We start from the raw sequence: 25680 nt of genomic DNA, 5'->3' as shown, positions 1-25680 counted from the left end.
TCCATCCCCGTTTGCTTGGCGCCTTGTCACCATTCACCCAAGATGGTCGTCGCCAACACGCGTGGAGTTCCATGCGGTTCGCCATCCGCCGTCGTCCGACAGCTGTTCCAGCAGGCTCTCGCGTGCCCTCGCCACCCGCGACCTGATGGTTCCCACCGGGCACCCGCACACCCGGCCGGCCTCCTCGTAGGACAGGCCCAGCACCTGGGTCAGTACGAACGCCTCCCGGCGCGCGACGGGCAGAGCCGCGATCAGAAGGCGGAGCTCGATCTCCCCCGCCATGTCCGGGGCGGTCTCGGCACCGGCGGGCTGGGCGAGAACCGCTTCCTCCATCCGGCGCACGCGGACCCGTTTCCTGATCGCGTCGGCCACGACCCGCCTGGCGATCGACAGCAGCCAGGTCCTGGCGCTCGCCTCGCCGCGATAGCGCTTCAGCGCCACGCAGACCCGGGCGAAGGTCTCCTGCGTGAGGTCGTCGGCGCTGTCCACGTCGGCGAGCGCGGCGCACAGCCGCCAGACCTCGGGCGACGCGGCGGCGACGAACTCACGTAACGTCTCCGTGTCGCCGTGCCTGGCCGCGATGGCGAGTCGCGTGAGTTCGTCCATGGGTTCCTCTTCGGGGGGTGGAGATGGTGGCATGAATCAGGGAGCAGCCGCGGAACCCCGTTCGGCCCGGCGGCGACTACCTGCACGAGAGAGGCGAACCGATATGCAATGCAGGCAGGCTCGAGAGGCGTTCTCTGTATTGATCGACAACGAGGAGCCGGAGGTCGGCATCCATGAATTGCGCGCGCACCTGGACGCGTGCCAGGCATGCGGCGACTGGCTGAGCCGGGCCGGTGAGCTCAGCCGCGGCCTGCCCGGCTTGTTGCCGCCCCCGCCCGACCTCACCGACCGCGTCATGCGCCACCTGGCCTCGCGGCCCGTGCCGCCCGCCTGGCCGCTACGACTGGCGCGCGTGCTCCTGGGCGCCCTCGCCACCTGCCAAATCGCGATTGGATACGCAATGGTTATTAAGCCCGACTTTGTTTTAGACACAGGCCCCATCCACGACATTCGGGAAATAGGGGCATTCAACCTGGCGCTCGGGGTCGGGTTCCTCACCGCGGCGCTGCGGCCGCACACGGTTTGGGGCATACTGCCCCTCGCGACGGCGGGTGCGGTGATCCTCACCGCGACCGCGCTCTGGGATCTGTACGGCGCCGCCACCGAGCCCTTGCGGGAATCCCACCATGTGATCGTGATCGTGGGCTGGGCCGTACTGGTGTGGCTGGCGCGGCTCATGCGCAACCCCCCGGAGGCCGACGGTGCACGGCCGGGCGGACTGCCCGCACGGCCGGGAGGAGGGCGCACGGCCACGCCACCGGGGGCGGCGGCCTGACCAGCTGAGCATGGCAGGTTGGCATGCTGGAGGCACCACCGATCGACCTGAAGGACGCGCTCCGATCTTAGGTTTATCACACTACATTAGAAAATGATTATCAAATCTACCGCAATTCCACCCGCATGACAGGGGGGCTCCGCGCACCGACGCCCTGGGGTCGAGTGCGCCGCCGCCCGGTCGCCCCGGACCTTCCGTCGTCCAGCGGCGAAGCCCACGCGCTGACCAGCGGGCCCAGGTCGAGGACGACCCGGGCGAGAGCGCGGACCGGCGGGATCTCGGCGCCCTTGCGCCCGACCAGTCCCCAACGGACCGGCGGGCTGTCGTGGATGAGCACGTAAGTGACGCCGGGGCGGGCATGGTAGCGGGTGGCATGGGCGCTCAGGGGCTGGACGGCTTCCCCGGCCGCGACCCGGGTGAACAGGTCTTCCAGGCTCGCCACCGGCTCGGGAGAACGTTCGATGGACCGCCCCTTGGGGGTGAAGAAGGGGGTGTAGGCGTTCTCCCAGTATTCGGGGACGTTGCGCCGGCCGTTCGTTCGCCCGTCGAGGACGGGCACGTCGCCCAGCGTTTCCAGCGAGACCGGTCCCCGGGACAGCGGGCGGCCGGAGGCGGTCACCAGGACGCGTGGCTGAGTGAAGAGCACCGGGCCGGTGGTGAGGTCGGGCTCCTCGACGGACAGCCAGGCGACCAGGGCCCCACGGCGGCGAGGGCCGGCTTGCCCCCATCGGGGAGTGGTTCCGGCAGGCCGACGCCATCCTGCTGGCCTATCGATCAGGGCGTGGTGTACGGCACCAGCCCGCTCACATGCTCGTCGGCCCGCACCTGGGTGCCGGTGGGCGGGAAGGCACGCTGGGCGCAGTCGTCTCGGTCACACACCTTGCAGCCCAGGCCGATCGGCATGACCTGCGGAGTGGCGAGGTCCAGACCGTCGGCGTAGACGAGCCGGTGGGCGTGCCGCAGCTCACAACCGAGCCCGATGGAGAACAGCGACCCCGGTGAACCATGCCGGGGAGGGCGGCGCTCCACGGTCCGCGCGACCCAGAAGTAGCGCCGCCCGTCGGGCATCTCGGCCACCTGGCTCAGCAGGCGGCCAGGGGTGGTGAAGGCGTCGTAGACGTTCCACAGCGGGCAGCTTCCGCCCGCCCTGGTGAAGTGGAAGCCGGTGGCGGACTGGCGCTTGGAGATGTTGCCGGCCCGGTCCACGCGCACGAAGGAGAACGGCACACCGCGCATGCGGGGGCGCTGCAGGGTGCTGAGGCGGTGACAGACGGCCTCGAAGCCCACGCCGAAGTCGGCGGCGAGCCGGTCGAGGTCGTAGCGGTGATGCTCGGCCGCGTCGCGGAAGCGGCGGTACGGCAGAAGCAGCGCCCCGGCGAAGTAGTTGGCCAGCCCGATCCTGGCCAGCGCCGCGGCGTCGGCATCGGTGAACCCCGCGTCCGCGACCAGCCCGGCGATCAGATCGGCGTGCTCAAGCAGGGCCAGCTGGGTCGCGAGCTGGAAGGCGCGCTGGGAGGAGCCAAGGCCCGGCGCGAGGTGTAGTACCCGGGTGTGGGGGTCATAGCGGCGTCGCGCGCTCCCGTCCTCCGCGACGCGCACGCCGTGACCGGCCAGCCGGGCCGCCGCGAGCCGTCCCGGGTCATCGCCGTCGGCCAGCGATTCCGCCGCCCGGTCCAGCTCGTCGACGTAGTTGTGCCGGTCGTAGAAGAAGTCGCGGACCAGCTCGTACGGCGCGGGCGCGACGGGCTGCGCGCCGGCCAGGACGGCGGCGTGTTCTGTGGCGGCCAGGTAGCGGCGGTGCAGTCCGGCTACCGCCCGCGCGATCTCGGGGCTGGCGGCGGCCAGGTCCGCGAGGGCGACGGCGGAGATCTCCTGACCGGCCAGGGCCTCGCGCAGGTCGGCGATGAGCCGGGTGCCGTCTTCGGGGGCGAAGAATTCGGGGTCGAGGCCGAAGACGTCGCTCAGCTGGAGCAGGACCGGAGCCGTCAACGGCCGCTGGTTGTGCTCGATCTGGTTGAGATAGCTGGCCGAGATGCCGAGCAGCCCCGCCAGACGGACTTGGCTGACCTTCCGGTCGCGGCGCAGCGCCTTCAGCCTCGGCCCCACGAAGATCTTGCCCATGAGGGACAGCCTATGCGAAGAACACTCTTCACAAACTTCGCAAAATCGCTCTCATGCTTCGCGAAACTTCGCAGATGACGTCACTGGCCTGCCAGAGCGGCCACCTGTGATGCTCGCAGGACAGCCTTCGCCGTCTTCGCAAGGAGTCGTATGGTCACCCATGTCGTCCGGGTCAGCCCCAGTGCCGACCGGTTGCCGGTCACCGGGCAACTGGCCTGGAAGCTCGCCGAGCTCGCCGTGCACGCCCCCTCCCCCGACCTCGACGTAGCGGAGATGATCGCCAACAGGGTGATCGACAACGCGGGTGTCGCCGCGGCGTCGTTGCTCCGACCGCCGGTGGCGGCGGCCCGGGACCAGGCGCTGGCGCATCGCGCGGCTTCGGGCGGCGCCGGCGTCTTCGGGGTGGCCGGGCCGTCCGTCTCACCGGAGTGGGCCGCCTGGGCGAACGGCGTCGCCGTACGGGAGCTGGACTTCCACGACACGTTCCTGGCCGCCGACTACTCGCATCCGGCCGACAACATCCCGCCGATCCTCGCCGTCGCCCAGCATCTGGGGCGGACAGGCGCGGAGCTGGCCCGCGCCATCGCGGTGGCCTATGAGGTCCAGGTCGCGCTGGTGGGCGGCATCTGCCTGCACGAGCACAAGATCGACCATGTCGCCCACCTCGGCCCGTCCGCGGCGGCCGGGATCGGCGCGCTGCTCGGACTGCCGGTGGAGGTGATCTATCACGCGATCGGCCAGGCCCTGCACACCACCACCGCGACCCGCCAGTCACGCAAGGGAGAGATCTCCTCCTGGAAGGCGTACGCGCCGGCTTTCGCCGGGAAGGCGGCGATCGAGGCGGTTGACCGGGCGATGCGCGGCCAGGGGGCGCCCGCGCCGATCTACGAGGGTGAGGACGGCGTCATCGCCTGGCTGCTGTCCGGCCCCGGCGCCGAGTACGCGGTGGAGCTGCCCGCGCCGGGCGAGGCGACCCGCGGCATCCTGCGCACGTACACCAAGGCGCATTCCGCCGAGTATCAGGCGCAGGCCCTCATCGACCTGGCCATCGACCTGCGCGCCCGGATCGGCGACCCGGCGAAGGTGGAGCGGATCACCATCCACACCAGCCACCACACCCACCACGTCATCGGCAGCGGCGCGGGCGATCCGCAGAAGTATGACCCGGCCGCCAGCCGGGAGACGCTCGACCACTCCCTGCCCTACATCTTCGCCGTCGCCCTGCAGGACGGCGCCTGGCACCATGTCGACTCCTACCTGCCCGAGCGGGCGGCCAGACCGGACACCGTCGAGCTGTGGCGGAAGATCGCCACGCTGGAGGACCCGGAGTGGACCGCCGCCTACCACCACCCCGAGCGCCGTGCCTTCGGCGGCCGCGTGGTGGTCGAGCTGGCCGACGGCAGCACCATCGAGCAGTCCCGCGCGGTCGCCGACGCCCACCCCGACGGCGCGCGGCCCTTCGCCCGCGCGGACTACATCGCCAAGTTCCGGGCGCTGGCCGCCGGAGCTGTGAGCGAGACCGAAAAGGATCGCTTCCTGGACCTGGCCACCCGCCTCGCCGGCCTGACGGCCGCCGAGGTCGCCGCGCTCAACCTGGAAGCCGGCATCGGCTCCGTGCCCGGGACGAAGGGAATCTTCTGATGCTTCACTCCCGCACCACGCCGCACGACAAGCGCCGCGCTCTGCGCGCCGGGCTGTCCGGGGGCGAGCTGCTGCGCCTTCCCGGCGCGATCAACCCGCTGTCAGCCCGCGCCATCGAGCGGGCCGGATTTGACGGCGTCTACGTGTCCGGCGCCGTGCTCGCCGCCGACCTGGCCCTGCCCGACATCGGCCTGACCACGCTCAGCGAGGTCGCCGGACGTTCGCAGACCATCGCCCGGGTCACCGGCCTGCCCACCCTCGTCGACGCCGACACCGGCTTCGGCGAGCCGATGAACACCGCCAGGACCATCCAGATCCTGGAGGACGCCGGACTGGCCGGATGCCACATCGAAGACCAGGTCAACCCCAAGCGCTGCGGCCACCTGGACGGCAAGACGATCAGCCCGCTACCCGACGCGGTGCGCCGCCTGCGCGCCGCCGTGGACGCCCGCCGCGACCCCGACTTCGTCGTCTGCGCCCGCACCGACGTACGCACCACCGGCGGACTGGCCGCGACGATCGAGCGAGCGAAGGCGTTCGCCGACGCCGGAGCCGATCTGATCTTCCCCGAGGCGCTGGCCGACGCCGCCGAGTTCGAGGCCATACGCAAGGCGGTCGACGTGCCGATCCTGGCCAACATGACCGAGTTCGGCCAATCGACCCTGCTCACCACGACGACCCTGCGCGACCTCGGCATCAACGTCGTCATCTACCCCGTGACCCTGTTCCGCCTGATCATGGGCACGGTCACCGAGTCCTTGAAGATCATCGACGCTGAGGGCACCCAGGCCGGGCTGGTCGAGCGCATGCAGACCAGAGGCGAGCTGTACGACCTGCTGGACTACTCCGGCTACGCGACCTTCGACGCCAACGTGCTCACCCACGGCTACCGGGAGGACCGATGACCATCAGCAAGGGCCTGGCCGGCGTCGTGGCGGACACGACCGCGATCTCCATGGTCAACCCCGACAGCAACTCCCTGACCTACCGCGGATACCCGGTGCAGGAGCTCGCCGCCGCCTGCGGCTTCGAGCAGGTCGCCTATCTGCTGTGGCACGGCGAGCTGCCGGATGCCGGGCAACTGCGCGCGTTCGAGGCGGCCGAGCGAGCCCGCCGTACCCTCTCACGCACCACGCTGGACATGCTCGCCAAGCTCCCGGAGAGCTGCCACCCGATGGACGTGCTGCGCACCGCAGTCAGCCAGCTCGGCGCTGAAGACCCGCGCGAGGACGACGCCGACGCCAACCCGCACGCCGCGCTCGACCTGCTCGCCCGCCTGCCCACCGTCGTCGCCCAGAACCAGCGCCGCCGCCGCGGACAGGCGCCGATCCAGCCCGACCCCGAGCTGGGCTTCGCGGAGAACTTCTTCCACATGTGCTTCGGTGAGATCCCGGAACCCGAGGTCGTGCGCTGCTTCGAGATCTCCCTCATCCTCTACGCCGAGCACAGCTTCAACGCCTCCACCTTCACCGCCCGCGTGGTCACCTCCACGCTGTCCGACCTCTACAGCGCGGTCACCGCCGCCATCGGCGCGTTGAAGGGACCCCTGCACGGCGGAGCCAACGAGGCCGTCATGCACATGTTCGCCGAGATGAGCGACCCCGAGGCCTGGCTGGCGCAGGCCCTGGCGGACAAGCGCAAGATCATGGGCTTCGGTCACCGCGTCTACAAACACGGCGACTCGCGCGTGCCGACCATGGAGGCGGCGCTGCGCGACCTGGCGCGGCTGCGGAACGCCGACGATCTCATGAAGCGGTACGACGCTCTCGCCGACGCGATGGCACGGACCAAGGGAATTCACCCCAACCTGGACTACCCGACCGGCCCCGCGTACCACCTCATGGGCTTCGACATCCCCACCTTCACCCCCATCTTCGTCATGTCCCGCATCACCGGCTGGAGTGCTCACATAGCCGAGCAACTGACTGCGAACTCCCTCATCCGCCCCCTCAGCTCCTACGTCGGCCAAATGGAGCGACACCTCCCGTGACACTTCTCTCGACACGTGATGTGGGGTGTGGCTCTCGGGCCACCCGGTGGGACGGCTGACGGCACCGGCGCGCGGGCTGTGCGACGCCCCTGCCCGCGGCCCTTCTGCGCGACCTCGGTTCAACGACCGCGCTGTCGGCGACCGGCCAAAATGTCGCAGAGCATGATCCCAGGCGGAGAGACAGACGTCCCGTCAAACCACACGTGTACCTCATTTCAACGGGGGAGGCTACCGGCCCGTTATGCTTCCTTCTGCGGCTGGTCCGGCCCTCACGAGGGACCGGCGTAAGAGGGAACCCGGTGTGAATCCGGGACTGCCCCGCAGCGGTGAGCGGGAACGACCGCCGTCCACACAAGCACTGGGCTCCGGCCTGGGAAGCGACGGCCAGTAGACACGTGTGAGACGCCCGCGAGTCCGAATACCTGCCACCGCCCGTGTGCCACCCGGCACGCGGCCCCCAGGGGTTCCGCGAGGGAAAAGGACCCGACGTGAGACAACGCACCACCGTGCTCGGACGCCCGGCGGCCACCGCCGATCTGTGGGAAGGCTGGCGGAACTTCCGCCTGACCGACCTGCCGCTCCACGACCCCGCCTTCGCCTCGGCCGCCACCTTCGGCGTGACCGGGCCGCTGACCCGGGCCACCCGCTTCCGGCTCGACCGCAATGCGCCGCTGGCCGCCTACCATGAGGTCAGGCGGCTCGGCTTCGAGATGCGGCCCGTGCTGCCGGGGCCGCTCGCCTTCCTGCGGAGCATGGGCGGCGATCATCGGCTCCGCCTGCTGGACGCGTTCCTGGAGCCGTACGCGGAACTACTCGAACGGCTGGCCACCGCCGGAGCTCAGGAGGTCCAGCTCGACGAACCCCCGCCGGCCGATCCCGCGGACCTGCGTCACCTGGCGTACGCCTACGAGCGGCTGGGCGAGCTGAGCAACCGCCCCCGGCTGCTGGTGTGCCTGTGCTCGGGCGAAGCCGGTCCAGCGCTGGCCGTGCTGGGCGCGTCACGGGTGGAGAGCATCGCGGTCGACTTCGTGACCACGCCCGGCAACCTCGACGGCCTCGCCCGATTGGGGGGCCTGCCTCGCACGACGATCGTGGCCGCCGTCGTGGACGGCTGCTCGCCCGGCACCGGACAGGTCGATACCGCAGTGACCACATGCGCGGCGGTTTCGGAGCTCGCCGACCAGCTCGTGGTGGCCGCCTCCTGCTCCCCCGGGCAGCAATCGCCCTTGGAGACCGCCGCCGCCGTGGTCAAGATCGGCCGTGTCCGATGGGCGGGACTCAACCGTGTCTGAACCCTTTCCCGGTTCGGTCGAGCGGGTCAGGGGCCGAGCCGAAGTAGGTGGCGCGTAGCTCATCCCACGCTGCCAGCCGGTCGAAGTCGGGAGGATCGAGGATCTGCTGGCGGTCGGTGAGGAAGGGGTTGGGCAGCAGGACGGTCATGAGCTGTTCGTCGCGGCCGTTGAACAGGCGCACTCCCCAGGAGGTGGGGATGCCCTCGTCGTCGACGCGGCGATACAGCTCGGCCCGGGCGCACCGGCGGATGGCGCCGAGTTCGGGGCCGCTGGCGGTGTGCTCGCCGATGCACAGGTGGAAGTGCCAGCGGCCGAAGTCGACGGTGACGTAGCCGTCGTACATGCTGATGCGCTCAGGGGCGTTGGGCGCGGCCACCTCCCAGGCCGCGCCCTGGATGATCACGCCGAACCAGATGTGTTCCCAGTGCCGCTCGAACAGGAAGGTGACCAGGTTCAGCAGGTTGTCCTCGTCGGTGGGCAGGGGCCAGACGTGCAGGGTTCCGTTGCCGTGTTCCTCGACGACCGTGTGGTTCACGATGGGGCTCCTGACTGGTTTCGGGGGATGAGGGCGCAGTCACCGCACTTGCCGCCGCCGGGCAGTCGGTAGTACAGGCAGCAGCTGCGCCGGACGAAGAACGGGCGGCCGGGCTCGGCGAGGTCGCCTGTGCCTTTCAGCAGCTTGGTCCGCAACAACTCGCGACCGATGGGAACCGCCCGCGCGGTCAGCTCGGGGTGCCGGCGCAGCACCGCGCGGATGCTCCCGGCCAGGGAGGAGGCGGCGTTGCCCCACAGCAGGCCGGGTGCCAGCTTGACGATGCCGCGGGTGGTTTCGGCGAGTGGTTCGAGCAGTTCGGTGACGACGTTGCGGTAGAGCGGCTCGATGGCGGCGCTCGGGTCGGCGGCCTGCCATCCGGTCGGGCGGGCGATCCGCAGCGGCAGCGGTCCGCTGGGGACAGGTCGCCAGTGCAGGTCTTGCGGCGGCAGGTCGAGCAGCAGGTCGTGGACGATGAACGCGCCGAGAACAGGCGACCACAGGCGCGCGGCCAGGCCCTGGAACAGGATCGAGGCGGCGACGCGCCTCTCCTGGGTACCGAGCCGCTCTGCGACGGAGTCGATGCGGCCGGCCAGGGCTGACGGGTCTGCGGACAAGTCGGTGAACGGCTGCCATCCGTCACCGGGTGGACCGACTTCCAGTTCGAAGTAGCCGCCCAGCGTGCTGGTGCCGGCCACGGCGACGGCGGGGGCGGCCGGGAGAAGGACGGGGTGGTCGTGCAGGTGCCGAGCCCAAGCCGCGACCTCGGGGATGGTGGGGAACCAAGGGGTTCGCCCGTCGTAGGCGGCCGCGTATCCGCCCTCCCTGTGATCCACGGCCAGTTGGACGGCCCCGGCGGCATCCCGGCGCCAGCCCTCCCTGGCCAGGGCGCGCTCCAGCAACGGGTCGTCGGGCAACCGTACGGGGCGGGCGCGTGCCGGGTTCAGCGTGAACACTCCTGCCTGCCGGTCGAAGGACAGTTCCTCGCCGTCGAAACAGGCGCCGATCAGGCCGTTCTCGGTCAGTTCCTCCGGTGTACCGGTGTGCAGGACACCCTCGGCCGTGACCAGCCACACCCGGTCGGCTACGCGAAGTGCCAGCTCCAGGTCGTGGGTGGACACCACGATGACCAGACCACGATCACGGGCCAGGGTACGCAGCAGGCCCATGAGGGCGACCCGAGAGGTGACGTCCAGGAAGGCCGTGGGCTCGTCCAGCAGGATCACCGAAGGTTCCTGGGCCAGGGCGCGGGCGATGAGGACACGTTGCCGCTCGCCGTCCGACAGTTCGCTGACCTGGCGTTCGGCGAGATGACCCGCGTTGACCGCGCTCAGCGCCCAGGAGACGACCGCGTGGTCGGCCGGGCCGAGCCGGCCGGTGAAGCCGGTGTGCGGGTGGCGGCCGAGTCCGGCCACCTCCCGCGCGCTCAGCAGGGGCGGCAGGTCGCGTTCGGTGAGGACGGCCGCCAGCTTGCGAGCCACCTCCACGGGAGACAGCGAGCCGAGGACCTCCCCGTCGAGGTGCACCCGTCCGGTCAGCGGCGGCTGAAGCCCGGCCATGGTTTTCAGGAGGGTGGACTTGCCGCTGCCGTTGGGGCCGATCAGCACGGTCAGCTCGCCGGGAGCGGCGCTTGCGGCCAGGCCGTCCAGGACCCTCCGCTCCCCTCGTCCGCGGCGTGCCGGGTAGCCCGCGCACAGCGCCTCCAAGCGCAGGGACATCGTCACACCGCCAGTCCGGTCCGGGCCGCGCGGCTGCGCAGCAGCACGGTGACCACGACGGGCGCGCCGACGATCGTGGTGACGGCGTTCAACGGCAGCACCACGCCGCTGCCCGGCGCCTGCGTGGCCACGCAGCACAACAGGGCGGTCGCCGCGCCGAGCAGGATCACGCCCGGCATGAGCAGCCGGTGATCGGCCGTGCCCAGCAGCAGCCGGGTCACATGGGGTACGGCCAGACCGAGGAAGGCGACCGGGCCGCAGTAGGCGGTCACCGCCCCGGCCAGCACCGAGGCCACCAGCAACGTGAGCGTGCGCACCAGCCGGACGTGCACGCCCATCGTGCGGGCGTAGCTCTCACCGAGCAGCAGCGCGTTGAGCGGCTTGACCCCGGCCAGCGCCGCGCCCAGGCCCGCCAGGCCCACGGGTGCGAACAGCGCCAGATCCGCCCAGGTCGTCCCGGCGAAGCTGCCCAGGCCCCAGCTGATGAACTGCTGCGCCCGCTGCGGATCGGTGTAGACCAGGAGCAAGGTGATGACCGACACTGAAGCGGACCCCACCATGACGCCGATGACGAGCAGGGTCACCACCGAGTGCACTCGCCGGGACAGCGCGAGCACCAGCGCGAGCACGGCCGCGGCACCGGCGGAGGCGGCGACCACGACGCTCGCCTTGCCCAGCCCGGCCAGCCCTGCGGTGAACGCCCCGGCCGCACCGCCCATCCCGGTCGTGACCAGGGCGACACCCAGGCTGGCGCCCGAGCTGACGCCGAGGATGTACGGCTCGGCCAGTGGGTTGCGGAACAGCGTCTGCATCTGCACGCCCGCCGCCGCCAGGGCCGCTCCGGCCAGCGCCGCCGTGATGGCGCGCGGCAGCCGTACCGTCCACATGATCTCCTGAACGGCGGGGTGGGCGGCGGGAGAGCGGATCAGTGCGGCCAGCGCCTCGCCCAGCGGGACGGGTGTGGAGCCCAGCGTGACCGCCAGCGCGAACGCGGACGGGACCGCCGCCGTCATCGCGAGCAGAGCAAGCGCCCGGCGGCGGTAGGCCACTGGGACGACCGCGAGAGCCGTCACTTGGTCATCTTCTGGTAGAAGGCGAACTCGTGGCCGGGGGCGAGGTCGGGGTGGAGGATGGCGACCAGGTCAGCGAGGATCAGGTCGGGGCGGGCGACGCCGCGTTCGTAGAAGTCGTTGCCGCCGCCGGGTCCGAGCGCCTTGTTCGACGACCAGATCTCGCCCGAGGTGAAGGCGGCGAACTTGGCGTAGCGCGGGTCGGCCTTCTCCACGTCCGATAGGCCCTTCCACTCAGCGGCGGTCGCGAGCCAGACCTTGGCGTCCTTGGCCTTGGCCAGCACCGCCTCCAGGTCCAGCGTGCTGCTGCCGGGGCCGGGGGTGTCGGCCCAGGCGTAGCTGCCACCCGCGTCCTTGATCAGCTGGGCGACGTAGCTGCCGCCGTTGGCGATCGACCACTGACCCTCGTACATCTGGCCGGGCAGCACCGTCACCGGCGTGACCGCCTTGACCTTGCCCGTCAGCGCCCGGTAGTCGCTCTCGATCTTGTCGAACACCTGGGTCGCCTGCTGCTCGGTGCCGGTCAGCGCGGCCATCAGCTTGATCCATTCGGCGCGGCCCAGCGGGGAGCTCTCCAGCCACTCGGCGTTGGCGACGATCTTGACACCTGCCTGGCGCAATGGGCCGTAGGCCTTGTCCTCGGTGCCGCCGGTCATCAGCACGCCCGGCTTGGCGGCGATGACCTTCTCGGTGTCGACCTCCTGACCCTTGGCGTACTCGGTGATGGCGCCCTCCTTCACCTTCGCCAGCACCTGTGCCGAGGTGATGAACCCGGCGGAGGCCACGCCTTTGAGCCGGTCGAGCACGCCGAGTTCCGTGACGAAGGGCAGGTGTGTGGTGGAGGCCGAATACAGCGACTCGATGGGGGTCTCGACCACGGTGGCCCCGGCCACCTTCGGGTCGGGCGTGCCGCAGCGCAGCAGCACGTACGTCTCCGGCTTGGCACCGGGTGTGGGCTGCTTGACGGTGATCGTCTGGTAGTGCCTGGCGTAGGTGAGGGTGAAGTTGCCGGCGTGCTTCAGCGTCTGCTTGGCCGGGAAGTAGTCCTTGGCCGGGTCATAGGCGGTGACGCAGCGGCCGTCGGCGGCGGCCGATGGCCTGACGGGCTGGGCCGTACCCGCGCAGCCGGTGACGAGCGCGAGGGCGAGCAGTGCTCCGCCGACAGGGCGAAAGAAACCCAACGGATTCTCCTGGAGGGGAAGGCCGCGACCGCCATTCCTCGACAGCGATCACGGCGTGCGAGGGGGCGGCGCTCCAGGAGGGAGACGGTCGTGCTCACGGTCCATCCTCTCTTGGGGAGATCCGCCCCAATTTCTCGAGGAGGCGACCGCGTGAGTCTCCTGGCTCTCGGGTCAGCGCCTACCCCGGCCTTCCCACCCACGAGAGGCAGTGGCATTGTCGGGGCACGCTCGCCGATCACAGTGGCGGGACCGCGCCGGATTCACACCGGCTTCCTCGTTCCGCCGTCGCCTACGCCGATATCGTCGCACACGTCTTCAGGACTTATCCGGGCGAAGCCGTGTCGAGGGGAACCGGCCTTGACCAGCCCACGATTCCTCGTGCACGACTAGGACTCTCCAAGAAACGCAATGAGCTCGGTCCGGTCCGATGCCCGTGGGCGAAGACGTCGAGGCGGTGTGAAGCGGTGCAGTTCGAGGATGGGCGGCAGCGGGACCAGTCCTGGGCCGCCGGCGCTGATCCAGTCGGCGACGTCCGTGGTGGCGCCCTCGTCGTTGACCAGCGCAAGCCACACCGGACGACCGCCGGCGGCCCGCCCCTCCGGCGTCGGCTGCACGATGACGACGTTGGCCTGGTCGCACACGTCGAGGCAGTCGGTGACGCGGACGTCGGAGACCTCCGCCAGCCGGCGGATCTGCTCGTCATGGTCGAGGGCGGGCACCTTCCGGACGCTGCCGCAGCAGCAGTCCCGGCACACGGTGATCCTTTTCACGGATTCCTTTCATGAGTACGACAGGGTGTGACTCAGCAGCGCTCGCCGCCCCCACCGGCACGCCAGGAGTAGCAGGCGGGGATCATGACCGGGTTCAGCGAGATCAGCCGGACGCTCCGGCCGATCGGAGTGGGAAAGTCGACGCCGACACACCAGGGCTTGGGGGTGTCGCCGCTGCAGTTGGGGCTCTCTCTCTTGATACGCAACGCCTGTGCGGTGAGGTTCATGTGCGACAGTACGGCGCCGCCGTGGCCGCCCCAGGTGTCGACGGTGTAGGTCGTCCCGCCGTTGAGCTGGTGGGCGTTCCAGGAGCCGACGGTCATGTCCTGGGTGTTGCAGGGGTCGCTGGCGTTGGTGTCGAAGTAGGCGCCGGGCAGGTTGCTGGACCACCCCAGCCCACCGTTGCGCAGGATCCAGAAGTCGTTGTCGTTGCAGCCGCCGTTGACGGACAACACCTTGGTGTCGTGCTCGTAGGCGTAGAAGCTGTAGCCGGAGCCGTAGGCGCCGTTGCTGTTGCTCAGGCCGAAGAAGGAGTGGCGGATGCCGCGGTGGCCCTGCTGGTTCAGCGCGAGGGTCATGCCCCGGTCGGGCACGTCGAGTTCGGCGGCGACCGCCGCGGAGACGGGCTGGGGGCGGACCGCGCTCACCCTGTCGTCGATCACGGTGACGGGTGTGGTGGACGGGACGGCCGTCTCCGCGGTCACGTAGCCCTTCAGGACGTTCTTGACCTGGGCGGCGGCCTGAGCGGGCACGCGGAGCGCGTCGATGTACAGCGGCTTGCGCTCGCTGAGGTTCCACGTGTCTTCGAACGTGGTCAGTGCGGCTGCCACGCTGCCCTCGGGGGCCAGATAGCCGCCGCGGAACTCGCCTCGATCACCACCGAGAATCTCCAGCGCCGTCGTGCTCAACGATCCCAGCTCCTGCCGCAGGTGCGCGACGGGTGTGGGCGTGAGCTTGAGGACGAGCGTGTCAGGTGTCTCGGCCTGAGCGACCGGGCTCGCGAACGCGGCCATGAGGGCCGTGGCCGCGACGACCACAGCGGTCCGATGTGCTAATGGCATCATTCTCCCCGTTCGTTGGTTGTTGACATCACCAAGCCGCGCCGGGCACGCAACCCCACAAGCACGGCCAGGAGGATCGCGAAGGCGTTCCACGCCAGGTAGATCCCGGGCAGCCCGAGGCCGAGGGTCAGGCCGAGCAGCCAGGAGAGCGGGATGAGCAGCAGGTAGTCGCAGGCGACGTTCGCCAGCATCACCGAGCGGGTGTCGCCCTGGGCGCGCAGGAAGCTGCCGGAGGCCATCGCGGGCACCATGGGCGCCAGGCTCAGCATGGCCAGCGGCACCACCTGCCAGGCCAGCGCGACAACCTCGGGGTTGTCGCTGAACCACGACAGGACGGTGGTACCGCCGAGCAGGAGCAACCCGGCCGGCACGGCGAAGACGATCAGCAGCAGCCGGGTCCCGGTGCGCCGCCAGTGCACCGCCCGGTCCGTCTGGCCCGCGCCGATCTCCTGCCCGGCCAGGATGACGATGGACGCCGAAGCCGAGGCCATCACGGTGAAGACGATGAGCAGCAGATTGTCCACGATCCGGTACGCGGCCAGCTCCGGGGTGCCCATCCGGGCGGCGAAGCCGGCGAGGAGCGCCTCGTTGAGGTAGCCGACGCCCATCGCGCTCATCTCCGGCCAGCCGATGCGCCACAGGTCCCGTGCCACGGGCCGGCCGCCGGCGGCCACGCGGGGCAGCCGGGCGCGGCCGTACGCCAGCAGGAACGCGGTGCCCGCGACGGTGGCCGCCAGCGTGGCCAGGGCCGCGCCGGTGACGCCGAACCCGGCGGAGAAGATCAGCCACAGCCCGAGCGGCAGGTTCACCAGGTTGACCAGCAGTGCGTGCCACATCGCCGCCCGGGTCACCCCGACCCCGGAACAGGCGCTCTGCAGCGTGAAGGAGGCGGCGGCGAAGGGCACCGCGAACGCCAGCACCCGCAGGTACGCCACGCCCGGCCCGGCCAGCTCGGCGGAGGCGCCCAGCAGGCTCAGCACCGGTCCGGCGACCGCGTACAGAAGGGCGCCGATCGCGGCACCGGCCAGAAGCGAGGTACCCAGCCCGACGCGGACGACCCGGACCACGGCCGCGGGCGTGCCGGCGCCGTGCGCCTGTGCCACCTTGATCTGCACGGCGGTGGCCCAGCCGCGTACCACGACCAGGGCGATCAGGTAGACGGGCGCGGCCAGCGCGAAGGCGGCCAGCGCGGTCGTGGAGTGGCGGGCCAGCATGACGGTGTCGACGACGTTGACGACGATCTGCGTCAGCCCCGCCACCAGCAACGGCACCGTCAGTGCCCACATGCGTCTCACAGCACGGCCCGTGCCGCTTCCAGGAGGGCCGGGTCGCGATCGAGCAGGATGACCGTGTCCACCCGCGACTCCCGCCACACGGCAAGCCGCTCGGTCATGGCCTCGATCGGGCCGATCAAGGCCACCTCGTCGAGCAGCCGGTCGGGCACCGCGGCCGTGGCGGCGTCACGGTCGCCGGCGGCGAAGTGCTTGCGGATGTCGTGGGCCGGGCCCTCGTACCCCATCTGGACGACGACGTCGGCGTAGGTGTTGCGCACGCCCGGTGAAGCCGCACCGATCAGATGGGCGTAGAGCGGACGTAACCGCTCCCTGCCCGCCTCGACGGTTGCCGCGTGCGCGACGTACAGAATGGGGCAGATCTTCACCTCTCCGGCCGTGCGACCGGCCTTGGCGATGCCCGCGTCCAGCGGAGCCAGGATGGCGGCCTCGTGCTCGGGCGCGTACATCCCCGACAGCCACCCGTCGGCGAGCTCACCGGTGAGCGCCAGGTTGCCGGGCCCGATGGCCGCCAGATACAGCGGGATGCGCGGGCGGAGCGGGGTCATCTCCGAGCGAACCGGCCGCGCCCGCCCCGTCGAGCCCGCCCCGGTGTACGGCAGGCGGTACAGCTCCCCGGCGTACTCCACCCGATCCTCGCGCGCGATCGCCTTGCGCACGATCTCGACGTACTCGCGGGTGCGGCGCAGCGGCCGGTCGTACGGCAGGCCGTGCCAGCCCTCCACGATCCACGGCACCGACAGCCCGAGGCCGAGCTGGAACCGGCCATGCGACAGCACGTCCAGCGTCATGGCGGTCATGGCCGTGGCGGCCGGAGTGCGGGCCGGGATCTGCATGATCGCGGTGCCCAGCTCGATGCGCTCGGTCACGGCGGCGAGGTAGCCGAGCACGCTGACGGCGTCAGGTCCGTACTCCTCCACGCTCCACACGGAGTCGACGCCGATGCTCTCGGCGTGCCGGATCGTCGGCAGCACCTCCTCCATCGGCTCGCCGCCGTAGCCCATCGCAAGTCCGAGCCGCATGTCTTGTCTCCTCCTGGGTTCACGCGAAGGGCAGGGGAACCGGGGTCAGATCTGATGACGGCGGGATCCGGGTCCCGCCGAGAAAGGGGAACGCGGCCGGGGCGTTGCACAACAGCCCGGGCACGATGACCCGGGCGACATGCAGGTCCGCGCCCGGGACGGTGAGGTCCACGGCGTAGGCCCGGAAGCTCGCCTCACCCGTGGCGGGCGATCCTGCCGGGTGGCGCAGCCGGTCGAGCGTCTCGCCCTGCAGGCGTTCGTCCAGGTAGAGCTGGACGTGCAGGCGCACGTCGTTGACCGAACGCCAGCCGCGCCGCAGGTCGTCGAGGTAGCGGCGGTCGGCGCGGCGCGGCAGGTACGGCGGCCCGGGGTCCAGGCGCAGCAGCGCGCGTCCGGTCTCGTAGGTGCCGATGGCTTCGGTGAACGCCTTGGCGGCGGCCTCCTCGATGGTGTCCCGGCAGGCGCTGCCGAAGCCCACGACCCCGCGCTCGCGGTCCTCGGCGAAGACCCCCGCGACGATCGCCCCGAACTCCGATGGAATCTCCAGCAGCGTGACCCTCAGCCCGGATTCCGCCGCTTCTTCCATCGCTGCGGCCAGCGGGCCTGTCCCGGGCGCCGGCAGCGGGGCGGCTTCGTGGCGGCCGGCCCACCAGAGCGTGACCGCGTCACGTTCCAGCACTTCACGCAGGGCCGCCCGCCTCGCCCGCTCCCGCGTCGGGCCGGCTGCGGTTCCGGCCAGGACCGGATAGTTCGTGTACGGCTCGCCGCGGCGTGGGCCGGTGAAGTAGTTGACGTAGGCCAGCGAGGCGGGCACCAGGACCCGCTCCCCCGAGGTCAGGTCCTCGGCGGGCGCCCAGGCGATCTCCAACTCCCTGGTCATCGGGACGAACGGAAAGCCCTTGGCCGCGTACTGGGCGGGTGAGTAGAGGGCGAAGTCCCGGGGGTCGAGCGCGGGTTCGGCGAGGTCGCGGTGGGCGGCCCTGATCAGGTCGTCGGGCACCTGGTTGGCGCAGTGGCGTTCGACCGCCTCACCGATCGCGGCCAGACGAGCCGCGTCGTCGTCACCGAGGGCCGCGCCGCCGGTCACCTCCGTCCCTTGAACAGCGGTGTACGAGACCATGCCGGCGACGACAGGGTGGCGTGGCCGGTCCCGGCGCACTTCGCGGATCATGAGCAAGACCTTCCTGGGTGTGCCGGGACCGGGGAATCAGGTCTTACTCGTCGTCGTCCTCACGCCACTCGAACGGCGAGTCCACCGCGGGGGTGTGGGACTTCAGGCAGGTCTGGGGGTCATCGGGTTCGGCGAAACCGTGGTGCGCCATGTGCGTCCTCCTTCGGTGTTCTGCACGTATTGTGCAGTTGCGAACTCTTCGCGAGAACTTTAGGCACAGGCTCGTCGGGATTTCAAGAATTCATGTGTCCAGCAGCGCGCAGTCGCCGCATTTATCGCCGTCCGGCACCCGGTAATAGAGACAGCACGTGGTGCGCCGGAATGCGAGTTCCGGTGAGGTGAGGGCGCCTTTCCCGGTCAGCCCGCCGGTGGCCAGCAGCAGGTTCACCAGCCGGGCGGCCCGGGGGGCGAGCTCCGGGCGGGCGGTCGCCACGGCGCGTCCTGCTTCGGCGACGGCCGAGGCGGCGTTGCCGTACAGCAGGCCGGAGGCGACCTTCACCCGCAGGCCGCGCGCGAACGGTTCGAGGTGGCCACGCACCACCATGTCATAGAGCAGGGCGGTGACCTGCTCTTCCGTGCCGGCACGCCAGCCGGCGAGCATGGGAAGCCGCAGGCGGGCGTCGGCGTCGGCGCGGTCGAGCCGGGTCAGGTCGGGGATCACTCCGTGGGTGAGCACGGCGCCCACGACGGGCGACCAGAGGCGGGCCGCGTGGCTCAGCTGAGCGATGGAGGCGCCGATGCGCAGCTCACGGGTGCCGTACTTGGAGGCGGTGGCCGCGACCAGGTCGGCGAATCCACCCGCGTAATCGGAGGCCACGTCATGCCATCCCGCGGGGTCGCCGCCAAGATGCGGAGCGAAGAACGAACCGAATTCGGTTATTTCCTCAAGTGCGCTGCGGACGGACTCTTCCGACGCCGCTTCCATGGTTCCAGGCTCCATTCTCGAAAAGGGCATGACTAAATGGGCCGGACGGCGAATCCGGCAGTTTTTTGGAGAGGTCAGGAACTACTCACGGCGGGACCGAGCGGTCGGCGGCGCGCCATCGTCGTTCAGGCACCATGGCCTGCTCCTCTCCGGGGAGATCCGCCCCAGTTCGTCGAGGAGGCGAGCGCGTGAGTCTCCTGGCTCTCGGGTCGATGCTCGTCCCCGCCTTCCCACCCCGGAAGGTGGTGGCGTTGAGGGGATCCGCTCGCCGATCACAGTGGCGGGACCGCGCCGGAGTCGCACCGGCTTCCTCAGTCCGCGCTCGCCTTTACCCGGCCATCATGACACGGATCCGGTCAGTTGGGCCGATATGAGGCGGGTGTAGGCGCCGTCGCGGGCCAGCAGTTCCTCATGGGTGCCGGTCTCGGCGACGCGGCCCGATTCGAGCACCACGATGCGGTCGGCGGTCAGGATGGTCGACAGCCGGTGCGCGATGATCAGCGTGGTCCGGTCACGGCGGACGGAGGCCATGGCGGCGGCGACCTCCTGCTCGCTTTCTGTGTCGAGGTTGGAGACGGCTTCGTCCATGATGAGGATGGGCGCGTCCTTGAGGATGGCCCGGGCGATGGCGATGCGCTGGCGCTGGCCGCCGGACAGGCGGGTGCCGAGTTCGCCGGGCAGGGTGTCGTAGCCGTCGGGCAGGCCGGTGACGAACTCGTGGGCCTGGGCGGCCGTGGCGGCGGCGATGACCTCCTCAAGGGTGGCGTCGGGGCGGCCGAGGCGGATGTTGTCGGCCAGCGGGATGTTGAACAGGTAGACGTCCTGGGGCACCAGGGTGATGCGGCGGCGCAGATCGTCCTGGGGGAAGTCGCGGATGTCGTGGCCGCCGATGGTGATCGATCCGGAGGTCACGTCCCACAGGCGCATCAGGAGGCTGGCGCAGGTGGACTTGCCGGCGCCGGAGTGGCCGACGAGCGCGACGGTCTGGCCGGGTCCGAGGGCGAAGGTGACGCCGGTCGCCGCCTCGGGGAGGGCGGGGCCGTACCAGAAGGTGACGTCGGTGAAAACCACGTGAGGAGCGATGGGGCCGGGCGGCGGCGCGCTGACGCGGTCGGTGACCGGGGCCGGGGTGTCGAGGAGCGTCATGATGCGGGCGCCGGCGGCGGTGACGAGGTTGAGGTCGCGGGCGACGTCGGTGACGGCGACGACGGGGGCGAAGGTGGCGGCCGACAGAACGACGGCGACGGGAAAGAGCAGGGGCTGCAGGGAGCCGGCCGTTACGAGGAAAGCGGCGGTGAGCAGGACGGCCAGCAGGCCGAAGGTGGCCAGGGCGTTGGTGGCGGCGTGTTCGAGGCCGGAGCGGCGACCGTGGGCGAGTTTGGCGGCGAGCAGGAGTTCGTCCTGTACGGCGAGGCGGTCGAGCTGGCGCTCACCGGCGCCGGAGGTGATGAGCTCGCGCAGGCCCTGGAGGGTGTCGACGGCTTCGGCGTTGAGTTCGCCGACCCGGGCGCGGAGTTCGGCGCCCTGGGCTTCGGCGCGTCGGCGCAGCCACCTGGGAACGAAAGCCAGCAGCACCAGCGCGGGCGCCAGCGCGAGGGCCAGGGCCGGGTGGAAGACGCCGAGGGCGGCGAGCGCGGCGACAGGCACGGTGGCGGCGCTGACCAGCGGGCTGAGCGTGTGGGCGAACCACAGCTCCAGCTGCTCGACGTCGGAGATCGCGGTGGCGCCGAGGTCTCCGGAGCGGCGTTCCAGCAGGTAGCCGGGCGCCAGGCGGTCGAAGGCGGCGTAGACCCGGCCGCGCACGTCGGACAGCACGCGGAAGGCGGCCACGTGCGCGAGGTAGGACTCCAGCCAGGGCGTGAGGGCGAGCAGCGGCAGGAGCAGGCCGAGGGCGATGAGGCCACCGCGCAGCTCGCCGGGCGTGGCCCCGGTGATGGCTCGGCTGACCACCCATGCTCCGACACCCGCCGAGGCCAGCATCACGACGTGGTGGGCGATGCCGCTGACGACGGCGGCGACCAGCAGCGGCCGGTGCGGGCCGAGCAGGCGCAGCAGGGCGAACATCAGACGGATCCTTCCTGGGCGGCGACCAGGCGGGCATAGGCGCCGCGCCGGTCGAGCAATGTTCGATGGTCGCCTTCCTCGACGATGCGGCCGTCGGCCATGACGATGACCCGGTCGGCGTCGCGGACCGTGGACAGCCGGTGCGCGATCATCAGGGTCGTGCGGCCGCCGGCCAGCGTGTCGAGGGCTTGCTGGATGCCGGATTCGTTGGCGGCGTCGACGCTGGAGGTGGCCTCGTCCAGGACGAGGATGGGGGCGTTCTTCAGCAGGGCGCGGGCGATGGCGATGCGCTGGCGTTCGCCGCCGGAGAGTTTGAGGCCGCGTTCGCCGACGATGGTGTCCAGGCCTTGGGGCAGGTCGTGGACGAAGCCGGCGCGGGCCGCGCCGATGGCCGCGTCGAGTTCGGCGTCGCCGGCGTCCGGTCGGGCCAGGGTGAGGTTGTGCCGGACGGTGCCGTGGAAGAGGTAGGTGTCCTGGGAGACGACGGCGACGAGCGAGCGCAGCTCGTCCAGGGGCAGGTCATGGATGTCGGTGCCGCCGACCGTGATGCGGCCGCCGGTGGCGTCGAAGAAGCGCAGCAAGAGCGCGGCCACGGTGGTCTTGCCGGCACCGGAACGGCCGACGAGCGCGACCCGCTCCCCCGGCTCGATCTCCAGGGTGAAGTGGTCGAGGGCGGGGCGGTCGCGTTCGCGGTAGGTGAGGCTGACGTCGTGGAAGGCGACCGCGGGCGGTCCCGAGCACGCCGTCGACGAACCCTGCTCCTGCGCCGGGGTGTCCAGTACCTCGAAGACCGCCCGCAGGGACGGGACGGCGTTGTAGCTGGAGTGATAGGCCGCCTCAAGCTCCTTCAGCGGCCGGAAACATTCGGCGGTCAGCATGAGCACCAGCAGCAGCCCGGTCACCGTCAGCTCGCCCGCGGCCAGCCGCAGCGCGCCAACGCCCAGCGCCACCGCCGTGCCGAGGCCGATGACGAAGGCGACGCCGCCCAGGTAGAGGACGACGATCGCCATCAGCCGGATGGAGTCGCGGCAGAACGCCTCGGCCAGCCTGGCCAGCTCGCTGCCGCGCCGGCCGCTGGCGTTGAACGCCTTCAGCGTGCCCATGCCTTGCAACGCGTCGAGGTTCTCCGCGTACAACCCCTTGTACCCGCGGAACCAGGCGTCGTTGCGGTTCCTGAGCACCCGGTCGGAGGCCAGGGGCAGCACGGGCATCAGGACGGCGCAGGCCAGCACCACGATTCCGATGACCGGGTCGAGAGTGAACAGGAACGCGGTCACGCCGACGGCCCCGATCAGCGCGGCGGCCAGTTGCGGCAGGAACCGGCCGAGGTAGGCGTCCGCGGTCTCGATCCCGTCGACCAGCGAGCTCTGGGTCGCACCGGTCCTGCCCTGCTGCGCCCAGCCGGGTCCGAGCGTCAGCAGCTTGGCGGTCAGCCGCCGCCGCAGCTCCTTCTTGATCCCGGCCGTGGCCCGCAGCGCCGCCACCTCTCGTACGGCCAGCGCCAGACTGCGCCCGAGCTGCAGCACGACGATCCCGGCGACGGGCCAGCCGATCGCGGCCACGCCGTCACCGGCGAAGATCCGGGCCAGGCAGTGGGCGACGAGCACGCCCTGGCCGACGTAGGTCGCGGTGATGGCCAGCAACAGCCCCACCACCCCGGCCAGGCGTAGCCGGACCTGCGCTGACAGGCTCAGCAGCCGAGAGATCACTGCTCCTCCTTGAGCTCGAAGACGAGCTGGGTCCGCTGTACGGCACGCACGCCGTACACCTGGGAGATGCGCTCCGGCGTCAGCACGTCGTCCGGAGGGCCGCCGGCCAGGACGCGACCCGCGTCCATGAGGTACAGGCGGTCGCAGTAGGCGGCGGCCTGGTTGAGGTCGTGCAGGGCGGCCAGCGTGGCGACGCCCAGGCCGCGGACCAGGCGGAGGATCTCCAGCTGGTGGCGGATGTCGAGATGGGAGGTGGGCTCGTCCAGCAGGAGCAGGCGGGATCGCTGGGCCAGGGCGCGGGCCAGGAGCACGCGTTGTTTCTCGCCGCCGGACAGGGTCCCGTAGAGGCGGCCGGTGAGATGGGTCGCGGCGACGCGTTCGAGCGCCTGGGCGCAGATGAGCTCGTCGGCCTTGGTGGTGCGGTCGAGGGGGCGTTGGTGCGGGGTGCGGCCGAGGGCGACCATCTCGGCGACGGTGAAGTCCAGCTCCGTGGGGGCTTCCTGGGCGACGACCGCCGTGCGCCTGGCCGACTCGCGCGGCGGCAGCCGTACCACGTCGTCGCCTTCGACGGCGATGAGGCCGGCGTGTGGGCGGACGGCGCGGTAGACGGCGCGCAGGAGGGTGGACTTTCCGCAGCCGTTGGGGCCGAGCAGGCCGACGAACTCGCCGGGGCCGACCTCCAGGTCGGCTGCGTGGACGATCGGGCGGCCGTCGAGCCGGATGGCGACGCCGTTGAGGAGCAGGGTCATCCGCGCCTCCGCAGCAGCCAGAGGAAGAAGGGAACGCCGAAGACGGCGGTGACGATGCTGAGGGCCAGCTCCTGGGGCGCGGCGACGGTGCGGGCGGCGATGTCGACGAGCTGGAGGAAGAGCGCGCCGAGCAGTGCGGAGACGAGCAGGACGCGACGGTGGTCGGCGCCGACGAGCAGGCGGGCGGCGTGCGGGACGATGAGGCCGACGAAGGCGACGGCGCCGCTCGTGGCCACCAGGACGCCGACCAGCAGCGAGGTCAGCACGAACAGGCGGGCGCGTAGGGCGGTGACGCTGACGCCGAGGGAGACGGCGCTGTCCTCGCCGGAGCTCAAGGCGTTGAGCGGGCGGTGCTGGACGAGCAGGTACGCGATGCCGGCGAGCAGGACGGCGGCAGGGATCGGCAGCATGTGCCAGCGGGCACCGCCGAGGCTGCCCAGCAGCCAAAACAGCACCTGCTGAGCGGCCCGGCCGCTGTGCGCCTGTTGCAGCACGTAGCTGTAGACGGCCTGGAACAGGTAGGCCAGGGCGACTCCGGCCAGCACCAGGCGGGCGGGGGTGATCCGGCCGGAGCGCTGCGCCAGCACGTACACCAGCATGAGGGCGAGCAGCGCGCCGAGGAAGGCCGCCATCGACAGCGGCAACCCGCCGAGCGCCGAGGCGCCGAAGATCAGGACCAGGACCGCGCCCAGTGAGGCGCCGGAGGAGACGCCGAGCAGGAACGGGTCGGCCAGCGGGTTGCGCACCAGGGCCTGCAGCACCGCGCCGACGACCGCGAGCCCGGCGCCGACCAGGAGTGCCAGCAACGCTCTGGGCAGGCGGAACTCCCAGACGATCTGCGCTTGCGCGGGTGTCCAGGAGGGGACGGCCGCGCCGGGGATCAGGCGGTCGGCGACGATGCCCCAGACCTGGGCCGGGCCGACGTGCACCGCGCCGATGCTGACGGCGGCCAGCGTGGAGCCGATGATGGCCAGCGCCAGCAAGGGGGCGACGACCCTCATCAGGCGAAGGCTTCGGGGTGCAGGAACCTGGCGATGTCGGCGATGGCGAGGATGTTGCGGTAGCCGGGGTGCTGGGCGGCGGCCGGTAAGGCCAGGAAGCGCTTGCCGCGGGCGGCGGGGCTGTTCTTGGCGATGGCGAACGCCTCGTCGGCCTTGGCGGTGGCGGCGGGCATCTTCTCACCCGACAGCACGGCGTAGTCGCAGACCAGCAGCGCGTCGGGCGCGGCGGCGGCGATCTTCTCGGCGCTCACCTCGGTGTAGTCGCCCTTGACGTCGGCCAGGACGTTCTGACCACCCGCGAGTGTGATCATCTGGTTGGTGAGCCCGGCTCCGCCGTAGGCGTTGACCGGCCCCTTGCCGCCGTCGGTGGCCAATACCTTGACCTTGGGCAGGGCGCCGACCTTCGTGGTGACCTCGGCCAGCTTGGCGCGCAGCTCGGCGATCAGCTTGGCGGCACGCTCGGGCACGCCGAAGATGGCGCCGAGGTTGCGCAGGTCGGTGAAGGTGTCCTCGATCGTGAACTCCAGGGTCGTCGCCGCGTCGCACCAGCCGCCCAGGATGTAGACCGGGGTGCCGGCCGCGCCGAGCTCGTCCACGGTCGCGTACCCGCCGGAGGCGTCGAAGCTGGTCATCGTGTTGTCCAGGACGAAGTCGGCGCCCTGGGCGAGCATGACCTCCTTCTGCGGCAGCATGATCGACGGCGAGATCTCGGGGATCTTGTCGTACAGCTCCTTATGGCCGGGCAGGAAGGCGCTCTCGGAGAAGTCGGTACGGCCGGCCACCCGGTCCTGCAGGCCCAGGGCGAACAGGGTCTCCAGCGCGGGCTGGTAACCGGTGACGACTTTGGCCGGAGGCTTGTCGAAGGTCAGCTTGCGCCCGCAGTTCTCGACGGTGACGGCGGCGGCTTCGGGTGCCGCGGGTCGTTCGGGCGGGGACGCGCAGGCCGTGAGGATCAGCACCGACATCAGGACAGGAAGCAGCCTCATGACC

At 71.0% G+C, this 25680-nt stretch carries 23 protein-coding genes and 3 riboswitches; of the genes, 5 read left to right on the top strand and 18 right to left on the bottom strand.

Annotated features, from left to right (window positions below):
- Positions 1–33: 33 nt before the first annotated feature.
- Entirely contained in the window at positions 34–606 is a 573-nt protein-coding gene (locus tag ACFWYW_RS44735) for a sigma-70 family RNA polymerase sigma factor (protein ID WP_379611091.1), read from the bottom strand.
- On the opposite strand from ACFWYW_RS44735, the gene ACFWYW_RS44730 reads away from it, so the two are divergent.
- Entirely contained in the window at positions 581–1381 is an 801-nt protein-coding gene (locus ACFWYW_RS44730) for a zf-HC2 domain-containing protein (protein WP_379611090.1), read from the top strand. The two genes, ACFWYW_RS44735 and ACFWYW_RS44730, sit on opposite strands and share 26 nt — an antisense overlap.
- Positions 1382–1487: 106 nt before the next feature.
- Here ACFWYW_RS44730 and ACFWYW_RS44725 read toward each other — a convergent pair whose 3' ends face one another.
- Together ACFWYW_RS44725 and ACFWYW_RS44720 are read right to left on the bottom strand one after the other, a co-directional pair.
- Positions 1488–2027, bottom strand: coding sequence for a LysR substrate-binding domain-containing protein (locus ACFWYW_RS44725; RefSeq protein ID WP_379611089.1), 540 nt, complete (start codon positions 2025–2027; stop codon positions 1488–1490).
- 128 nt (positions 2028–2155) lie between these two features.
- On the bottom strand, positions 2156–3502 hold the full coding sequence (locus ACFWYW_RS44720; protein WP_379611088.1) for a short-chain fatty acyl-CoA regulator family protein: 1347 nt from the start codon (positions 3500–3502) through the stop codon (positions 2156–2158).
- Positions 3503–3652: 150 nt separating this feature from the next.
- Here ACFWYW_RS44720 and ACFWYW_RS44715 point away from each other — a divergent pair, with 150 nt between their 5' ends.
- The 4 genes from ACFWYW_RS44715 (at position 3653) to ACFWYW_RS44700 (ending at position 8425) form a co-directional block, all read left to right on the top strand.
- The gene (locus tag ACFWYW_RS44715) at positions 3653–5143 is read left to right on the top strand and encodes an MmgE/PrpD family protein (RefSeq protein ID WP_379611087.1); all 1491 of its coding nucleotides are present in this window, start codon (positions 3653–3655) and stop codon (positions 5141–5143) included.
- Positions 5143–6048 carry a methylisocitrate lyase gene (gene prpB, locus ACFWYW_RS44710; protein ID WP_379611086.1) on the top strand — a complete coding sequence of 302 codons (906 nt, stop codon included), beginning with the start codon at positions 5143–5145 and terminating at the stop codon, positions 6046–6048. The genes ACFWYW_RS44715 and prpB overlap by 1 nt, the downstream gene beginning before the upstream one ends.
- Positions 6045–7133, top strand: a complete 1089-nt coding sequence (locus ACFWYW_RS44705; RefSeq protein WP_379611085.1) for a bifunctional 2-methylcitrate synthase/citrate synthase — start codon at positions 6045–6047, stop codon at positions 7131–7133. Before prpB ends, ACFWYW_RS44705 begins: the two co-directional genes overlap by 4 nt.
- Before the next feature lie 241 nt (positions 7134–7374).
- A riboswitch (cobalamin riboswitch) is annotated at positions 7375–7578 on the top strand.
- Positions 7579–7621: 43 nt separating this feature from the next.
- Positions 7622–8425 carry a hypothetical protein gene (locus tag ACFWYW_RS44700; RefSeq protein ID WP_379611084.1) on the top strand — a complete coding sequence of 268 codons (804 nt, stop codon included), beginning with the start codon at positions 7622–7624 and terminating at the stop codon, positions 8423–8425.
- On the opposite strand, the gene ACFWYW_RS44695 is transcribed toward ACFWYW_RS44700, so the two are convergent.
- From ACFWYW_RS44695 to ACFWYW_RS44625, 15 genes are all read right to left on the bottom strand, one after another.
- On the bottom strand, positions 8412–8960 hold the full coding sequence (locus ACFWYW_RS44695) for a hypothetical protein (RefSeq protein WP_379611083.1): 549 nt from the start codon (positions 8958–8960) through the stop codon (positions 8412–8414). The genes ACFWYW_RS44700 and ACFWYW_RS44695 overlap by 14 nt on opposite strands.
- Complete coding sequence (locus ACFWYW_RS44690; protein ID WP_379611082.1) at positions 8957–10675, bottom strand: ATP-binding cassette domain-containing protein; 1719 nt, start codon at positions 10673–10675, stop codon at positions 8957–8959. The genes ACFWYW_RS44695 and ACFWYW_RS44690 overlap by 4 nt, the downstream gene beginning before the upstream one ends.
- Positions 10676–10677: 2 nt before the next feature.
- Entirely contained in the window at positions 10678–11748 is a 1071-nt protein-coding gene (locus tag ACFWYW_RS44685) for a FecCD family ABC transporter permease (protein WP_379611081.1), read from the bottom strand.
- Complete coding sequence (locus tag ACFWYW_RS44680) at positions 11745–12926, bottom strand: ABC transporter substrate-binding protein (protein WP_379611080.1); 1182 nt, start codon at positions 12924–12926, stop codon at positions 11745–11747. Before ACFWYW_RS44680 ends, ACFWYW_RS44685 begins: the two co-directional genes overlap by 4 nt.
- Positions 12927–13057: 131 nt before the next feature.
- Positions 13058–13254, bottom strand: a riboswitch (cobalamin riboswitch).
- 58 nt (positions 13255–13312) lie between these two features.
- On the bottom strand, positions 13313–13696 hold the full coding sequence (locus ACFWYW_RS44675; protein ID WP_379611079.1) for a (2Fe-2S) ferredoxin domain-containing protein: 384 nt from the start codon (positions 13694–13696) through the stop codon (positions 13313–13315).
- Between the two features lie 32 nt (positions 13697–13728).
- Positions 13729–14733 carry a hypothetical protein gene (locus ACFWYW_RS44670; protein ID WP_379641277.1) on the bottom strand — a complete coding sequence of 335 codons (1005 nt, stop codon included), beginning with the start codon at positions 14731–14733 and terminating at the stop codon, positions 13729–13731.
- A 23-nt stretch (positions 14734–14756) separates the two neighbouring features.
- Positions 14757–16043, bottom strand: a complete 1287-nt coding sequence (locus ACFWYW_RS44665; RefSeq protein ID WP_379611077.1) for an MATE family efflux transporter — start codon at positions 16041–16043, stop codon at positions 14757–14759.
- Positions 16044–16048: 5 nt separating this feature from the next.
- Positions 16049–17071: an LLM class F420-dependent oxidoreductase gene (locus tag ACFWYW_RS44660; protein ID WP_379611075.1), complete on the bottom strand. Its 1023-nt coding sequence runs from the start codon at positions 17069–17071 to the stop codon at positions 16049–16051.
- 19 nt (positions 17072–17090) lie between these two features.
- A complete protein-coding gene (locus tag ACFWYW_RS44655) occupies positions 17091–18242 on the bottom strand; it encodes a YcaO-like family protein (RefSeq protein ID WP_379611074.1) in 1152 nt (383 codons plus the stop codon).
- Positions 18243–18483: 241 nt separating this feature from the next.
- Positions 18484–19059: a (2Fe-2S)-binding protein gene (locus ACFWYW_RS44650; protein ID WP_379611073.1), complete on the bottom strand. Its 576-nt coding sequence runs from the start codon at positions 19057–19059 to the stop codon at positions 18484–18486.
- A gap of 298 nt (positions 19060–19357) precedes the next feature.
- Positions 19358–19481: riboswitch (cobalamin riboswitch) on the bottom strand.
- Positions 19482–19506: 25 nt separating this feature from the next.
- Positions 19507–21231, bottom strand: a complete 1725-nt coding sequence (locus ACFWYW_RS44645; RefSeq protein ID WP_379611072.1) for an ABC transporter ATP-binding protein — start codon at positions 21229–21231, stop codon at positions 19507–19509.
- Positions 21231–22940: an ABC transporter ATP-binding protein gene (locus ACFWYW_RS44640; RefSeq protein WP_379611071.1), complete on the bottom strand. Its 1710-nt coding sequence runs from the start codon at positions 22938–22940 to the stop codon at positions 21231–21233. Before ACFWYW_RS44640 ends, ACFWYW_RS44645 begins: the two co-directional genes overlap by 1 nt.
- Entirely contained in the window at positions 22937–23689 is a 753-nt protein-coding gene (locus ACFWYW_RS44635) for an ABC transporter ATP-binding protein (RefSeq protein ID WP_379611070.1), read from the bottom strand. The genes ACFWYW_RS44640 and ACFWYW_RS44635 overlap by 4 nt, the downstream gene beginning before the upstream one ends.
- A complete protein-coding gene (locus ACFWYW_RS44630; RefSeq protein WP_379611069.1) occupies positions 23686–24690 on the bottom strand; it encodes a FecCD family ABC transporter permease in 1005 nt (334 codons plus the stop codon). Before ACFWYW_RS44630 ends, ACFWYW_RS44635 begins: the two co-directional genes overlap by 4 nt.
- On the bottom strand, positions 24690–25676 hold the full coding sequence (locus ACFWYW_RS44625; RefSeq protein WP_379611068.1) for an ABC transporter substrate-binding protein: 987 nt from the start codon (positions 25674–25676) through the stop codon (positions 24690–24692). Before ACFWYW_RS44625 ends, ACFWYW_RS44630 begins: the two co-directional genes overlap by 1 nt.
- Positions 25677–25680: the final 4 nt, after the last annotated feature.

This window comes from Nonomuraea sp. NPDC059023, from assembly GCF_042740095.1.
In the GTDB taxonomy this organism is placed as follows: Bacteria; Actinomycetota; Actinomycetes; order Streptosporangiales; family Streptosporangiaceae; genus Nonomuraea.
The sequence above is the reverse complement of the archived record's forward strand: the minus strand, read 5'-3'. Positions and strand labels throughout refer to the sequence as shown.

What these genes read in the sequence shown, in the direction of transcription:
- ACFWYW_RS44655 (WP_379611074.1), bottom strand. Translation starts at nt 18,242, where the DNA reads ATGATCCGCGAAGTGCGCCGGGACCGGCCACGCCACCCTGTCGTCGCC.
- ACFWYW_RS44625 (WP_379611068.1), bottom strand. Translation starts at nt 25,676, where the DNA reads ATGAGGCTGCTTCCTGTCCTGATGTCGGTGCTGATCCTCACGGCCTGC.
- ACFWYW_RS44645 (WP_379611072.1), bottom strand. Translation starts at nt 21,231, where the DNA reads ATGTTCGCCCTGCTGCGCCTGCTCGGCCCGCACCGGCCGCTGCTGGTC.
- ACFWYW_RS44735 (WP_379611091.1), bottom strand. Translation starts at nt 606, where the DNA reads ATGGACGAACTCACGCGACTCGCCATCGCGGCCAGGCACGGCGACACG.
- ACFWYW_RS44720 (WP_379611088.1), bottom strand. Translation starts at nt 3,502, where the DNA reads ATGGGCAAGATCTTCGTGGGGCCGAGGCTGAAGGCGCTGCGCCGCGAC.
- ACFWYW_RS44660 (WP_379611075.1), bottom strand. Translation starts at nt 17,071, where the DNA reads ATGCGGCTCGGACTTGCGATGGGCTACGGCGGCGAGCCGATGGAGGAG.
- ACFWYW_RS44635 (WP_379611070.1), bottom strand. Translation starts at nt 23,689, where the DNA reads ATGACCCTGCTCCTCAACGGCGTCGCCATCCGGCTCGACGGCCGCCCG.
- prpB (WP_379611086.1), top strand. Translation starts at nt 5,143, where the DNA reads ATGCTTCACTCCCGCACCACGCCGCACGACAAGCGCCGCGCTCTGCGC.
- ACFWYW_RS44630 (WP_379611069.1), bottom strand. Translation starts at nt 24,690, where the DNA reads ATGAGGGTCGTCGCCCCCTTGCTGGCGCTGGCCATCATCGGCTCCACG.
- ACFWYW_RS44665 (WP_379611077.1), bottom strand. Translation starts at nt 16,043, where the DNA reads ATGTGGGCACTGACGGTGCCGTTGCTGGTGGCGGGGCTGACGCAGATC.
- ACFWYW_RS44705 (WP_379611085.1), top strand. Translation starts at nt 6,045, where the DNA reads ATGACCATCAGCAAGGGCCTGGCCGGCGTCGTGGCGGACACGACCGCG.
- ACFWYW_RS44690 (WP_379611082.1), bottom strand. Translation starts at nt 10,675, where the DNA reads ATGTCCCTGCGCTTGGAGGCGCTGTGCGCGGGCTACCCGGCACGCCGC.
- ACFWYW_RS44730 (WP_379611090.1), top strand. Translation starts at nt 581, where the DNA reads ATGGCGAGTCGCGTGAGTTCGTCCATGGGTTCCTCTTCGGGGGGTGGA.
- ACFWYW_RS44715 (WP_379611087.1), top strand. Translation starts at nt 3,653, where the DNA reads ATGGTCACCCATGTCGTCCGGGTCAGCCCCAGTGCCGACCGGTTGCCG.